Origin of the sequence: Nonomuraea sp. NPDC049784 (assembly GCF_040659615.1) — a bacterium.
Lineage (GTDB): Bacteria > Actinomycetota > Actinomycetes > Streptosporangiales > Streptosporangiaceae > Nonomuraea.
The window spans coordinates 1-13,324 of sequence record NZ_JBFAMX010000275.1; the positions used below are offsets into that span (position 1 = coordinate 1).

General features: G+C 69.4%; 13 protein-coding genes and 1 pseudogene. 9 read left to right on the top strand and 5 right to left on the bottom strand.

Annotated elements, in window-relative coordinates; translation table 11 throughout:
* Nucleotides 1-221 (top strand): annotated as a pseudogene (locus AB0J09_RS37910) (MFS transporter); the annotation flags it as partial.
* A 20-nt stretch (nt 222-241) separates the two neighbouring features.
* Here the strand turns inward: AB0J09_RS37910 and AB0J09_RS37915 are convergent.
* Both AB0J09_RS37915 and AB0J09_RS37920 read right to left on the bottom strand, forming a co-directional pair.
* The gene (locus AB0J09_RS37915; RefSeq protein WP_360701866.1) at nt 242-817 is read right to left on the bottom strand and encodes an isoprenylcysteine carboxylmethyltransferase family protein; all 576 of its coding nucleotides are present in this window, start codon (nt 815-817) and stop codon (nt 242-244) included.
* A gap of 160 nt (nt 818-977) precedes the next feature.
* The gene (locus AB0J09_RS37920) at nt 978-1,439 is read right to left on the bottom strand and encodes a lytic transglycosylase domain-containing protein (protein ID WP_360701869.1); all 462 of its coding nucleotides are present in this window, start codon (nt 1,437-1,439) and stop codon (nt 978-980) included.
* 409 nt (nt 1,440-1,848) lie between these two features.
* On the opposite strand from AB0J09_RS37920, the gene AB0J09_RS37925 reads away from it, so the two are divergent.
* From AB0J09_RS37925 to AB0J09_RS37935, 3 genes are all read left to right on the top strand, one after another.
* Entirely contained in the window at nt 1,849-2,334 is a 486-nt protein-coding gene (locus AB0J09_RS37925; protein WP_360701872.1) for a glutathione peroxidase, read from the top strand.
* Nucleotides 2,335-2,433: 99 nt separating this feature from the next.
* Nucleotides 2,434-3,216, top strand: a complete 783-nt coding sequence (locus AB0J09_RS37930; RefSeq protein ID WP_360701875.1) for an SDR family oxidoreductase — start codon at nt 2,434-2,436, stop codon at nt 3,214-3,216.
* Between the two features lie 68 nt (nt 3,217-3,284).
* Entirely contained in the window at nt 3,285-4,424 is a 1,140-nt protein-coding gene (locus AB0J09_RS37935) for a hypothetical protein (protein ID WP_360701878.1), read from the top strand.
* 1 nt (nt 4,425) lies between these two features.
* Here AB0J09_RS37935 and AB0J09_RS37940 read toward each other — a convergent pair whose 3' ends face one another.
* Nucleotides 4,426-5,484, bottom strand: a complete 1,059-nt coding sequence (locus AB0J09_RS37940; RefSeq protein ID WP_360701881.1) for a LacI family DNA-binding transcriptional regulator — start codon at nt 5,482-5,484, stop codon at nt 4,426-4,428.
* Nucleotides 5,485-5,664: 180 nt separating this feature from the next.
* On the opposite strand from AB0J09_RS37940, the gene ugpC reads away from it, so the two are divergent.
* Entirely contained in the window at nt 5,665-6,873 is a 1,209-nt protein-coding gene (ugpC, locus tag AB0J09_RS37945) for a sn-glycerol-3-phosphate ABC transporter ATP-binding protein UgpC (protein WP_360701883.1), read from the top strand.
* Between the two features lie 127 nt (nt 6,874-7,000).
* Here the strand turns inward: ugpC and AB0J09_RS37950 are convergent, their stop codons facing one another.
* Entirely contained in the window at nt 7,001-7,750 is a 750-nt protein-coding gene (locus tag AB0J09_RS37950) for an SDR family oxidoreductase (protein WP_360701885.1), read from the bottom strand.
* Between the two features lie 34 nt (nt 7,751-7,784).
* Here AB0J09_RS37950 and AB0J09_RS37955 point away from each other — a divergent pair, with 34 nt between their 5' ends.
* The gene (locus AB0J09_RS37955) at nt 7,785-8,939 is read left to right on the top strand and encodes a PQQ-dependent sugar dehydrogenase (protein WP_360701887.1); all 1,155 of its coding nucleotides are present in this window, start codon (nt 7,785-7,787) and stop codon (nt 8,937-8,939) included.
* On the opposite strand, the gene AB0J09_RS37960 is transcribed toward AB0J09_RS37955, so the two are convergent.
* Nucleotides 8,899-9,234 (bottom strand): carboxymuconolactone decarboxylase family protein, encoded by a 336-nt coding sequence (locus tag AB0J09_RS37960; protein WP_360701889.1) that lies wholly within the window; start codon nt 9,232-9,234, stop codon nt 8,899-8,901. The two genes, AB0J09_RS37955 and AB0J09_RS37960, sit on opposite strands and share 41 nt — an antisense overlap.
* A gap of 293 nt (nt 9,235-9,527) precedes the next feature.
* On the opposite strand from AB0J09_RS37960, the gene AB0J09_RS37965 reads away from it, so the two are divergent.
* The 3 genes from AB0J09_RS37965 to AB0J09_RS37975 form a co-directional block, all read left to right on the top strand.
* Nucleotides 9,528-10,208, top strand: a complete 681-nt coding sequence (locus AB0J09_RS37965) for a hypothetical protein (RefSeq protein WP_360701892.1) — start codon at nt 9,528-9,530, stop codon at nt 10,206-10,208.
* A gap of 10 nt (nt 10,209-10,218) precedes the next feature.
* On the top strand, nt 10,219-13,197 hold the full coding sequence (locus tag AB0J09_RS37970; protein ID WP_360701895.1) for an AAA family ATPase: 2,979 nt from the start codon (nt 10,219-10,221) through the stop codon (nt 13,195-13,197).
* A gap of 32 nt (nt 13,198-13,229) precedes the next feature.
* Nucleotides 13,230-13,324, top strand: a 95-nt coding sequence (locus AB0J09_RS37975) for an FAD-dependent oxidoreductase (RefSeq protein ID WP_360701898.1), incomplete at its 3' end; no start/stop codon positions are given.

Genomic DNA, 13,324 nt, shown 5'->3' on the forward strand with positions numbered 1-13,324 from the left:
CGCTGGCCGGCGCGGTCGCCGCCAGCCGGGACCTTCCCGCCGGCCAGGGCGCGGAACTGCTGCACACCGCGCGGGAGGCGTTCACCGCCAGCCTGCACGTCACCGGCGTCGTCGCCGCGGTCATCTTCGCCGGGCTGGCCGTACTGGTCCTGACCATGCGCCCGGCAGCAACCCGAACCACCCCGGCCGCACTCCACGACTACGAGGCGACTCGCTCATAGAGCCCTGCCGAGGCCGCCCTTCAGTACACGAACGGGAGAAGCCGGGCGGTGCGGCGCTGGTAGGCGGTGTACTCGTCGCCGAAGGTGTCGATCAGCAGCCGCTCCTCCGAGCGGATCCGCCAGCCGTACGCGGCGAGCATCAGTGCGGCGACGACCAGGAGGGCGATCCAGTTGCCGCTGCCCACGCAGTAGCCCGTCCAGACCAGCAGGCTCCCGGCGTACCCGGGGTGGCGGATCAGCCGGTACGGCCCGGCGGTGACCACCTGCTGGTCGCCGGTCACGTGCAGGGTACGGGTGTAGTACGTGCCGAGCGTGCTCATGCCCCAGGCGCGCAGCCCGAGTCCGGCGGCCATCATCGCGACGCCTGTCCAGCGCGCGCCGACGGGCAGACGTCCCACTCCCGCCAGACCCAGAACGATGATCAGCACGATGGCCAGGGTGTACGCGGCGACCAGCAGCAGGGTGCTGCCCCGATCGGTGTCGCCGCCGCGTGAACTCGCGGCGTCGGTGTCGGTGTCGGTACGGCGGCGGAGCACGATCTCGTATCCCAGCCACAAGAGGAGGCCGGCGATGGCGAGCCAGTTGGTGATCGGCACAGCGCCATCCTTGCCTCGGGCTCCGGGTAGTCGTCAACCCGTCGACCATGACGAATCCGTGGCGGGTGGGCTGCTCAACCGGTCGGCGTCAGGGATGTCCGGGGGAAGTAGGGAGGGCAACCGGCGGGCGTGGGCCCCGGTTGCCCTCCGTTTGTTGCGCTCAGTACCAGTTGTGTGATCTCCAATGTCCCCAGGCGCCACAAGGCCTGCCGTACCTCCCCTTGATGTAGGCGAGTCCCCACCGGATCTGCGTCTCCGGGTTGGACTTCCAGTCGCTGCCGGCGCCTCGCATCTTGCCTCCGGGCAGTGCCTGCGGGATGCCGTACGCGCCGGATGAGCGGTTGAATGCCCGGTGGTTCCAGTTGCTCTCCCTGGTCCACAGGTTGTCCAGGCAGCGGAACTCCTGAAGGTTCCACGATCGCTGGACCACCTGGCCCAGAGCGATCCTCTTGTTCGTGTCCGGCATGGCCGCCGGGATCCTGGGCTTCGCCGATGTCGTCCACGTCTTGGTCCTGACCACGGGCGGGCGCTCGGCCCAGGCTGCCGGGGTGTCGATCGCGTTGATCGCGCTGAACGTGGTGACGAAGATGATTGTGCTGCTAAGGGCGCGTTTGCTGTCCAATTCGATCCTAGCTATAGGGTCGCGTGCGGACAGGCCCATTCATCTGGCGCCCATGCCGGTCCGCGTCCGTGGCTCGGACGCGGAGGGTCCGCGCGGCCCTCCGGGAATCCTTGTACCGCCCGATCGCGCTGGACGGCCCGGAGGGCACCGCGACGTGTCCTCTAGCACGATTCCTATTACGTACGGTCACCGTGGGTCATACATCTCGACACGCGGTGGAGAGGTGTTTGCGTGATCGTTGCGCATAAAATCCCCTCTCGCTGCCCCGCCATTGCCCGCCTCGCCTGGCGCCTGAGGCTCGCTTGCCGAAAGGCGCGACAAAGTATGGGGTTTGCCCGAGGGCACAGGGCGGGTACCGGCCCCACCCGCCGGCGGGCCGCCTGTTACGCCGCTTCTGTAGGGTCGATGCATGAGCCTCAGTGACATCCAGCTCCGCACCCTCGACGACACCCCCACCACCCTCGGGGAACTGGCGCCCGGCAAGGCCGTGCTCGTCGTCAACGTGGCCTCGCGATGCGGCCTCACCCCGCAGTACGGCGCGCTGGTCCAGCTTCAGGAGCAGTACGGCCCGCGCGGCTTCACGGTGATCGGCATGCCGTGCAACCAGTTCGCCGGGCAGGAGCCGGGCACGGCGGAGGAGATCCAGGAGTTCTGCTCGGCCACGTACGGAGTGGACTTCCCGCTGCTGGAGAAGGCCGACGTCAACGGCCCGGACCGGCACCCGCTCTACACCGAGCTGACGCAGACCCCCGACGAGCAGGGCGAGACGGGCGACGTCCAGTGGAACTTCGAGAAGTTCCTCGTGGACCGGGAGGGCAAGGCTGTGGCGCGCTTCCGCCCCCGCACCGCCCCGGACGACCCGGCGATCACCTCGGCCATCGAGAAGCTGCTCTGAGGGCTTCCACGTAGTCTCGAGCCGCCCGGCGCCTCTCTCCGCCGGGCGGCGACTCGCGAGACCTTTCGCCACCAACAGGCGATCTACGAAGATGGCCGGATGACTTCTGAGACGAGGGTCGCGCTCGTAACCGGGGTGAGCAGGCGGATCGGCATCGGGTACGCCATCGCGCAGGAGCTGCTCGCGACCGGCGCCGAAGTGCTGGTGCAGTCGTGGACCCCGCACGACGCCGAGCAGCCGTGGGGCAGCGATCCCGCGGGCATGGAAGGCGTGCTGGAGTCGCTGGGCGGCGTCGGCGAGCACCTGCACCACGTCGAGGCCGACTTCGCCGATCCAGCGGCGCCCGCGTGGGTGATGGAGCAGGCGGTCGCCAGGTTCGGGCACGTGGACGTGCTGGTCGCCAACCACGCGCGCAGCTGCAAGCAGTCGCTGGAGGAGGTGACGGCCGCCGAGCTGGACCTGTCGTGGGCGGTGAACGCCCGGGCCAGCGTGCTGCTGACGCAGGCGTTCGCGGCCCAGCACGACGACCGGCGCTCAGGCGGCAGGGTGATCCTCTTCACCTCCGGCCAGCATCTGGCCCCGATGCCGGGCGAACTGCCGTACGCGATCAGTAAGGGCGCGATCCAGCAGATGACGGCCAGCCTGGCCGACGCGCTCGTGGATCGGGGCATCACCGTCAACACCGTCAACCCGGGACCGGTCGACACCGGCTGGGCCGGCCCCGAGGTCACCCGGCACGTCGGCCGGGCCCTGCCGGCGGGGCGCTGGGGGCGGCCGGAGGAGGTGGCCCGGCTGGTCCGCTGGCTGGCCTCGGACGAGGCGGCCTGGATCACCGGGCAGGTGATCAACTCCGAGGGAGGGTTCCGCCGCTGGGTTCCGTAATCGTGTGATTCCTCTGCGTGATGGGTACCGATCCAGGCATTGGCCTGACGTCCCGCAGGGAGCGCGCGATGATGATCAATCCGTACGCAGGATCGCCGTTCAGCTACGTCGCCGAGCCGGCCACGGGGCCGTACTCGATCGTGGAGTTGATGCCCGGCGTCCGGAACCTGCTGGAGTACGTGCGGTTGGCGGCTGGCGAGCGCGTGCTGCTGCTCATGGAGCACACCGTCGACCCGGTTGTCGTGCAGGCCATCGCGGCGGCAGCGGCGCTCAGGGACGCCGACGTCCGGATCCTGTCGGTGCCGCCGTTCAGCCCCGGGGGCTGGGACAGGGAGGCGTCGCTCCAGATCGAGGCCGCCGCGTTCCATGAGGCCGACGTCGTGATCAGCGGCACCTGGTGGGGCGAGGTGCACACGGCGCCGCTCTTCTTCGATCAGATCAAGTCGCGTTCCACCCGGTTCCTGTCCCTGCACATGACCGCCACGGCCGGGGCGCTGATCACCGGAGGGCGGCTGCCCGCCGAGGTCTTCTACGCACTGCTGCGCCGCGCGCTCCGGCAGCTGTCGGGGGCCCAGGCGATCCGGGTCACGACCGGGAGCGGGACCGACGTGACGTTCTCGGGGCCGGCGTTCGACCCGGACCCCGGCGCGATGCGGCCCGGCGACTGGCGGCCCTTCCCGTACGGCGGCGCCAACTTCTGGCCGGACGACACCGAGGGCGTCATCATGATCGAGGACTGCACGGTGACCGGCGTGCCCGAGGAGCCCCTGCGCGTCACCCTTGAGGGCAACCTGGTCCGCAAGATCGAAGGGGGAGCGGCGGCCGAGCAGCTACGGCGGTACGCCCCCGAGGGCTACTACATGCGGCACGCTCTGATCGGGCTGAACCCGAAGGTGCGGGTGTCCGGGGGGACCCAGTTCGAGCGGGAGAAGCACGCGGGGGCCTTCTACTGCGGCCTGGACGGCCTGACCGGCGGGCTGCCGGTCAAGGCGGGCCCGGGGTTCGCGCACTGCGACTGCCAGATCGATCGGCCGACCATGCTGGTGGACGGGGAGCTCTTCATCGAGAAGGGGCGGCTGCTGATGCTCGACGACCCGGAGATCAGGGAGGTGGCGGCGCGGTTCGGCCCACCGGACGTGGTCCTCGACGACAACCCGATCATGATCCTGCCGCGCCGCTACACCGGAACCCGGGCGACGGCCCCGTGATCTACCGGTGGGGGCCGCAGCTGCCCCTGATGATGAGCTCCGTCGGCAGGACCACGCTCCGCGGCTTCCTGGCCCCCGCCCGGAGCACGAGCTCCGCCGCCCGGTAACCCATGTCTCTCCCCGGCTGGGCGATCACCGTCAGAGGCGGGGCGCACAGCTCGGCCCAGGGAACGTCGTCGTACATCACCAGCGACACGTCCCTCGGCACCCTCAGGTCCAGCTCCCTGGCAGCCAGCACCGCCGCCTCCCCCAGCACGTTGCCCCCGGCGACCACGGCCGACAGGTCGGGGCGGCTCTGGAAGAGGCCCGAGGCGGCGGCGTAGGCGGAGTCGCGGCTGCCGGTGCCGAACACGACCAGCTCCTCGTCCACCGGCGCCCCCACCGCCTCCCTGAACGCGGCCACCCGGCGGTCGTGGCCGGGCCCGCCGAGGAACGCGATGCGCTTGTGGCCCAGGCCGCGCAGGTAGCGCACGGCCGTGCGGATGCCGGCCCGGTCGTCCGCCACCACGGCGGGCACGTCCAGCGGGCGTGTTTGCTGGGCGTGGGGGAGGCCGTCGAGGGCCATGAGGTCGGCGACGGCCGCCGCCCCGACGTCCTCGTGGGACGACTGGACCGGGAGGCGGTCGGCGAAGACCACCGTCATGCCCGCGCGGATCGCGGGGGCCCAGGTTTCCGCGTCTCCCGACGGCACGGCTATCAGGCGGTCCACGCTCTGCTCCAGGAGCATGCCGATCAGGTCGGCCTCCTGCTCCGGGTCGCCGCCCGTGGAGCCGAGCACGACGGGCTCGCCGGCCGACCGGGCGCAGGCGAGCACGCCCTCCGACAGCTGGCCGTAGAAGGTGTCGGTCAGGTCGGGGACGAGCAGGCCCATGCCGCCCGTGCGGCGTTGACGCAGGTTGCGGCCCAAGGCGCTGGGACGGTAGTCGAGCTGGGCGGCGACGGCCAGGACGCGCTCTCTGGTCGCCGGGCTGGCCGAGCCGCCCGACAGCACCCGGGACACGGTCGCGACGCCCACACCCGCCGCTTCGGCCACGTCCTTTATGGTCGCGCGCTTGTCCATGGAAACGATTCCATCATGGTTTCCGGAAAACCGGAAGACTCACCAATCGACAACGGCTGGTCACACGGTAACCCTTGACACCGATGTCCGTTTCGGGTGAGATGCTTGAAAACGTATCCACGTGAGTGGGTCACGGTAACAACGTCCGGGCCTCCCCGCCCTGGAGCGCGAAGGAATGTCATGGCATCCATCGTTCTGACGAACGTCGACAAGGTCTACGCCGGTGGCGTAAAGGCCGTGAACGGGCTCAACCTTGAGATCAAGGATGGCGAGTTCATGGTACTCGTCGGGCCTTCCGGTTGCGGTAAGTCGACCGCTCTCCGGATGATCGCGGGCCTCGAGGACATCAGCGGTGGCGAGATCGCCATCGGCGACAAGGTGGTCAACCACCTGCCGCCCAAGGACCGCGACATCGCGATGGTCTTCCAGAACTACGCGCTCTACCCGCACATGACGGTCGAGGAGAACCTCGCCTTCGGCCTCAAGCTCCGCAAGATGCCCAAGCCGGAGATCCAGAAGCGGGTCAACGAGGCCGCCAAGATGCTCGGCCTGGAGACGTACCTCAAGCGCAAGCCGGCCGCCCTCTCCGGTGGTCAGCGCCAGCGTGTCGCCATGGGCCGCGCCATCGTGCGTGAGCCGCAGGCCTTCCTCATGGACGAGCCGCTGTCCAACCTCGACGCCAAGCTCCGCGTCTCCATGCGCGCCTCGCTCAACACCCTGCACGAGCGCCTCGGCGTCACCACCGTGTACGTCACCCACGACCAGGTCGAGGCCATGACCCTGGGCGACCGCGTCTGCGTGCTGCGCGACGGTCTGCTGCAGCAGGTCGACACCCCGCAGAACCTGTTCGACAAGCCGGTCAACCTGTTCGTGGCCGGGTTCATGGGCTCGCCCTCGATGAACTTCGTCACCGCCGAGCTCGTCCGCGACGGCGGCGCCGCCGTCACCTTCGCCGACGTCAAGCTGCCGATCCCCGACTCGACCTTCACCGACAAGCCTGGCCTCGACCAGTACATCGGCAAGAAGATCATCCTCGGCATCCGCCCGTCGGACTTCGAGGACGCCACCTCCGCCGGCAACCACGCCAACGGCTGGGCCACGCTGCCGGTCAAGGCGGAGGTCACCGAGGAGCTGGGCTCCGAGATCAACGTGCTGTTCCTGATCGACGCCCCGCCGGTCGAGCACGCCGACACCACGGCCGCTCAGGACAACGACGACGACGAGGCGGCGCTGCCGCTGGTGGGCGACAAGTCCCTGTGGACCGCCCGCGTCAACGCCCGCAGCCACGTCCGTCCCGGCCAGGGCATCGACCTGGTCGTCGACACGCACAACCTGCACTTCTTCGACCCGACCAGCGGCCTGGCGATCGGCCACGAGGCCAACCGCTAGACGTCACTGTCTCCTGGTTCCCGGCCGTGAGCCCAGCTCACGGTCGCTCGGGCCCCCACCGCGACCCCCTCCCGCGGCGGGGGCCCGTTCTATGTGCCCCCTTTCGGCCGCTCACCCGCCCTGTAGCTCAGCGGCCGATGCTCGCCGACACGCGAGACTGCAGGCTGCGCGGCACGAACTTGCCGATCGCGACGATGGCCTTGTAGCGCAGGTCGGGCACCGACACGCGCTTGCCCAGCGCCAGGTCGCGCATCGCCTCCCGCACCACGTCGTCGGCCTTCAGCCACAGGAACCCGGGGATCCCCGAGGTGTCCATCGACGCCCGCTGGTGGAACTCGGTCCGCACGAAGCCGGGGCAGAGCGCCATGATCTTGATGCGTGGGTTCCCCACCTCGTTGGCGGCGGACTCGCTGAAGTTCACCACCCACGCTTTGGACGCGCTGTAGGTGCCCCGCGTGAAGAACGCCGCCACGGACGCCACGTTGATGATCCCGCCCCGGTCGCGCTCCCTCATGCCGGGCAGCGCGGCCAGCGTCAGCCTGAGCACGGCCTCACAGTGCACCTTGAGCATGCGCGCCTCGTCCTCGACGGGCACCTCGGGGAAGCGGCCCGCGTGTCCGAACCCGGCGTTGTTCACCAGCAGGTCAACGCCGTCGCCGACCCTGGACTCGACCCTGGCCAGCCCTTCTTCGGTGGCGAGGTCGGCGGGCAGCACCTCGGCGGCGACCCCGTACCTGAGCTTGAGCTGGTCGGCGCTCTCGGCGAGCCGATGCTCGTCACGGGACACCAGGACGAGCGAGAAGCCGTCGGCGGCCAGGCGCCGGGCGAAGGCGGCGCCGATGCCGGCGGTGGCGCCGGTGATCAATGCGGTAGGCATGCCTGAACCCTAACGCCGTGCGAGGATGGGCGTCGTGCGACTCGTCGCGGCCATGGCCCTCGTCCTCGCGGCCCTCACCGCCTGCGCCGGCGAGCGGCCCCCGCCCGCCCAGCCGGCCACGTACAGCCCGGAGGCGAGTGTCACCGTGACGCGGGAGCCGGCGGAGACGAAGCCGCCAGGGCGCGGCGAGCTGCGGTTCGAGGAGATCGCCAGGCTGGAGCGGCCGGTGGCGTTCGCCGTGCGCAAGGGCGACGACCGCCTGTACGTCGCCGAGCAGACCGGCAGGCTGCGCACCTCCGGCGGCGACACGGTGATCGACCTGTCCCGCGAGGTGAGCGGCGGCAACGAGCAGGGCCTGCTCGGCGTGGCGTTCCACCCCTCAGGCCGCTGGGTCTACCTCGACTGGACCGACGCGCAGGGCGACACCCACGTCACCGAGTGGGCCTTCGACGGCGCGAGGGCCACGGGCAGGCGCGACGTGCTGACCCAGGACCAGCCGTACGCCAACCACAACGGCGGTCAGCTCGCGTTCGGCCCCGACGGCCACCTCTACATCGCCCTCGGTGACGGCGGCAGCGCCGGCGATCCGCACGGCAACGGTCAGAGCCTGAAGACCTGGCTCGGCAAGATCCTGCGCATCGACCCGCGCGGCGGCCGGCCGTACAAGGTGCCTGAGGACAACCCGTTCATCGGCAAGGAGGGCGCGAAGCCGGAAATATGGGCTTACGGGCTACGCAACCCCTGGCGGTTCAGCTTCGACCGCGACACCGGCGATCTGTGGATCGGCGACGTCGGGCAGAACGCGTGGGAGGAGGTCGACCACCAGCCGGCGGGGTCGCGGGGCGGCGAGAACTACGGCTGGAACGCCCGCGAGGGCAAGGTTCGCTACCGGGGCGCCAAGAGCCGCGAGATGGTCGATCCGGCGATCGTCTACTCGCTTGACGAGGGCGGCAACTGCTCGGTCATCGCCGGGTACGTCTACCGCGGCAAGAAGATCCCGTGGCTGCGGGGCCGGTTCCTCTACGGCGACTTCTGCGCCGGATGGATCAAGGCCGCGCCCGCGGACCGGCTGTCGGACGCGACCGAGGTCGGGAAGGTGGAGCAGCTCTCGTCGTTCGGCGAGGGCCACGACGGCGAGCTGTACGCGCTCAGCCTGCAGGGCCGTCTCTATCGGATGGAGCCTGCTTGACCCGCGCGATCAGCCCTTCGACCTGGTCGTTCAGCTTGCTGCCCCGGGCCCAGCCCGCGTAGTGCGTGAGGAAGACGACCACCTCGCGCAGCTCGGTCTCGGTGAGTTCGCCGGAACGCAGCGCGGCGTCGAGCTGGACGTCCGTCTGCTCGTGCAACCCCTGGCCGACGAGCAGCCCGAGAAGGATCAGGAGACGCTCCTTCACCGACAGGGCCGGCCTCGACCACACGTCGGCGAACTGCCGCTCCGCAGTCATGCCGAAGGAATCGACGGTCTCCATCGCGGGCTCTGTCATCGTGGCTCCCGGGGCGGTCGGAAGGGATCCTCATATCTTTCGCTACTTCCTGAGTTGAACCAATGGGGGTTGCATGAACGTTGTAAGCGCACAACCCGCCCCTCTTAGAGCGCAAGATTGAGTGGCGACCACGTAGCGCGACGCCCCCTGTGCGCAGCCCTTAATTGATCTGTAACAAGTAAAGCCAATGCACGGCCAAGATTTGGTCAAGATTTTTAGTCGTGCGTCGGGCTCATTCCGCCTGAAAGCGGGCACAACAACTGCGTTGGTCCGTAAAGCGGAGGTAAGCCCTGGTGAAAAAGGCACGGGGTTTGATCGCGGTCACGGTCGCGATCCTGATGCTGTCCGCGTGTGCCGGACAGCCCGATTTCCACTACGTACGTGACAGGGCCGGCACCACCTACTTCAAGGTGCCATCCTCGTTCACGCAGCTCAACGCCGATCCGATCGAGCTGTATCTGTCCGGCGACCACCCGAACTCGGCGGCCGCGCTGGTCCGGGCCCAGCGGGTCTGGTCGACGGCCTTCGACCAGTCCGCAGAACCGTCGGTCAACCATCTGCTCGGCTCGACGGAACCGTTCGTCTACGCCACCGTGCACCAGCTCACGGAAGAGCAGCGGGACGCGATCTCGCTGAACAGGCTGCGCGACTTCGTGCTGCCGGTGACGGATCAGGTGCGCGAGCTCTACGCGCAGCAGGCCGTGGCGACGGGTCAGCCGCCGATGTTCCAGAACTTCGAGCTTCTCAACGACGAGGTCCTGGCCCTGGAGAACGGCGCCAGGGGAGTCCGGGTCCGCTTCAACTACCAGATCGGCAACGACGTCCAGACGTTCGACCACACCGCCATCCTCGACGAGAAGGGCGCCACGGTCTCCGTCATGCTCATCGGCTGCCAGTCCGTCTGCTTCAGCAAGCGCGCCGCCGAGTTCGACAAGATCGAGAGCACCTTCAAGCTGCTCCGGCTGCCTGGATGAGGGAGCACCATTGACCACGACCATTCACCATGAAGGGCTGCGTGCCCCTGGCAGCGGGCCCTCCGACCCCGAAGCCGTGACCAGGAAGAAAATGCAGCTCTGGGATCGGAGCAAATTCCTCATCGTCCTGGTGCTGGCCTACTGCATCCTCACGTGGAAGGTGATGGCCGACTTCCAGGGCGTCGTCACCCTCCCCGAGGCGGCGCAGGCGATCGCTCGGGCGTATCAGTGGATCTTCTGGCTGCTCGGCGTGGAGGTCGCGCGGCAGCTGCACTTCGTCGTGAGCGAGCACTGGTCGGCCTACCACCGCTTCTGGAGCCAGCGGGTCTTCGGCGGCTTCGAGCGCTGGACGCACCGCCGCTTCGACGACTGGACGAGGTACCGCCTCTCGCGGGCACTGAAGATCGCCTTCTTCGTCGTGCTGACGGCGCTGGTGCTGGGCGCGGTGCTGGACGTCAGCCCGTTCGTGGCGGTGATGCAGGCCCCCGCGCTGCTCTGGCAGGCGATGCCGTTCCTGATCCAGATCGTCTTCCTGTTCTTCGTGGTCATCATCCAGTTCGTGGGCCTGTTCTGGTTCCTGTCCAGGGGCGGCGTGGAGACGTACTTCCCCGACGACATCAAGACCCGCTTTCACGACGTGTGGGGGCAGGACCACGTGGTCGAGCGCGTCCGCGAGAACATCGTCTTCCTGGAGCGGCCCGACGAGATCGAGCGGCGCGGCGGGTACGTCCCCAGCGGCCTGCTGCTGTGGGGTCCGCCGGGCACCGGCAAGACCCTCATGGCCGAGGCCGTGGCCGGGGAGACCGGCAAGCCGTACGTGTTCGTGGACCCGGGCGCGTTCACGAACATGTTCATGGGCATCGGCATCCTGAAGGTCAAGGCGCTGTTCAGGAAGCTGCGCAAGCTGGCGCTCAGGTACGGCGGCGTGATCGTCTTCTTCGACGAGGCCGACTCCCTCGGCAAGCGCGGCCGGCTCGCGCAGCAGGGCCCGCCCGGGCAGGGCGGCTTCTCCGGGCTGTCGGGCGTCAACGGCTGCCACGGGCTCAACTACCTGTCCGAGGAGACCCGGCAGGTGCTGGCCTTCCGCGGCGCTCGCGACGCCGGTGAGGAGCCGGGCCGGCGAAACCGCTTCGTCATGGGCGGCGGCATGATGAACAGCGGCGACCCTGGCACGCTGCAGGCCCTGCTCACCGAGCTGTCCGGGCTCAAGAAGCCGCGCGGGTTCTTCAACCGGCTCGTACGGCGGCTGCTCGGCATGCGGCCCAAGCCGCCGCCCAAGTACCGCATCCTCGTGATGATGGCCACGAACCGGCCCGACGCTCTCGATGAGGCGCTGCTGCGGCCCGGCCGCATCGACCGCATCTACAAGGTCGGCTACCCGTCCAAGGCGGGCCGGGTCCGCACGTACCAGGGCTATTTCGACAAGGTGTGGCACGAGCTGACCCCAGACCAGATCGACAAGCTGGCCACGATCACCCCGTACGCCACCGGCGCCACGATCAAGGACCTGGTCAACGAGTCCCTGATCACCGCCATCAGGGACGGCCGCGAGGTCATCACCTGGTCGGACGTGCTGCGGGCCAAGCGGCTCAAGCAGCTCGGCCCGCCCGAGGACGTCGAGTACATCGAGCGCGAGCGGCACGCCGTGGCCGTTCACGAGGCATGTCACGCCGTCGTGGCGTACGTGACGCGCTTCCACCTCGAGATCGACATCGCCACCATCGAGAAGGGCGCCGACTACCTGGGCATGGTCGCCTCGATCAAGCCCGAGGACCAGTTCACCAGGTGGAAGTCCGAGCACGAGGCCGACATCATGGTCTCCCTGGCCTCGCTGGCCGGCGAGCGGATGTTCTTCGGCGAGGACAACTCCTCCGGGGTCTCCGGCGACCTGTACTCGGCCACGTACCTGACCGCCATGATGGAGTCGTACTGGGGGATGGGCTCCGGCGTCACCTCGCTGCCCGCGCTCCAGGAGCTGGAGATCATGGGCGGCAAGGCGATGCGCAAGTCCCGCCCCGGCGGCCCCATCGGCATCACCGAGAGGGAGCCGGCCAGGCGCGACCCCGACCTGACCCCCGACGTGCTGGGGGAGCGGATCGAGTTCAACCTGGTGCGGCTGCTGGACAAGACCGAGCAGTTGCTGCAGGAGCACCGCAGGGAGGTGCTCTGCGTGGCGCACGCGCTGGAGACGCACAAGACGCTCAACGGCGACGACGTGGTGGCGATCATCCGCGGGGAGCCCGGTCCGCTCATCGACGGCACGATCTACGCCTCCGACGAGCTCTACCAGGAGCTTGAGGAGTACCACCACGACGCGGCCAGGGCGCACAAGGAGCACAGCCACATCGAGCGGGACCTCCCCGGGCCGGCGGAGGAGCCGATCGAGCTGCAGCCGGTCCCCTACGGCGGACCCGGCGTGAACGCCGTCCAGCTGACGACGACGCGGCCTCCGGTGATCCAGGCGTCGCCCGTCGTTGGCGTGGCGGCCGCCACTCCTGCCGCCCAGGACGGGCACGCCGAGCCGGCCGACCGGCCCGAGTTCGTGCCGTGGGCGGCGGCGTCTCCGCCCCCGAAGGCGCCCGTCGTGGTGGGGACGCCCACCATGTCTCCCGCCCCACCTCCCGTGCGGCCCCGAGGTGCGGGCCGGGTCTGGCTGGTCGTCGCGAGCCTGCTGGGGCTGGTGGCGCTGTCCATCATCGCGGCGCTCGCGGTGACGGGGACGGTGGCGGGCGGCGGCACGAGCTCGGCGGCCTCGACCGTGGCCTCGCCCGGGCTGCTGCTCCTGCTGTTCGTCGTGGTCGTCGCGGTGATCGTGGGCGCCGGGCTCGCGCTGGTCGCGATCAAGGGCGTACGCGCCGCGCAGGCCAAGGCCGAGCGCGAACGCGACCAGGCCCACGCCCGTGCCCAGCTCCTGGCCGCGGCGATGGACCCCGACACGGCCATGCGGCTGCTCGGCTACGACGGCAACGGAACGGAGGGACGTACCTGACAGAACGGCCCTGACAAAATGGTGTGGTGTCAGTGTCACAGCACCACGTCATCGTCGTCGGCGGCGGGATAGCCGGCGCGAGCACCGCCTTCGCGCTGGCCCGCCGCGGCGCGGCCGTCACGGTCGT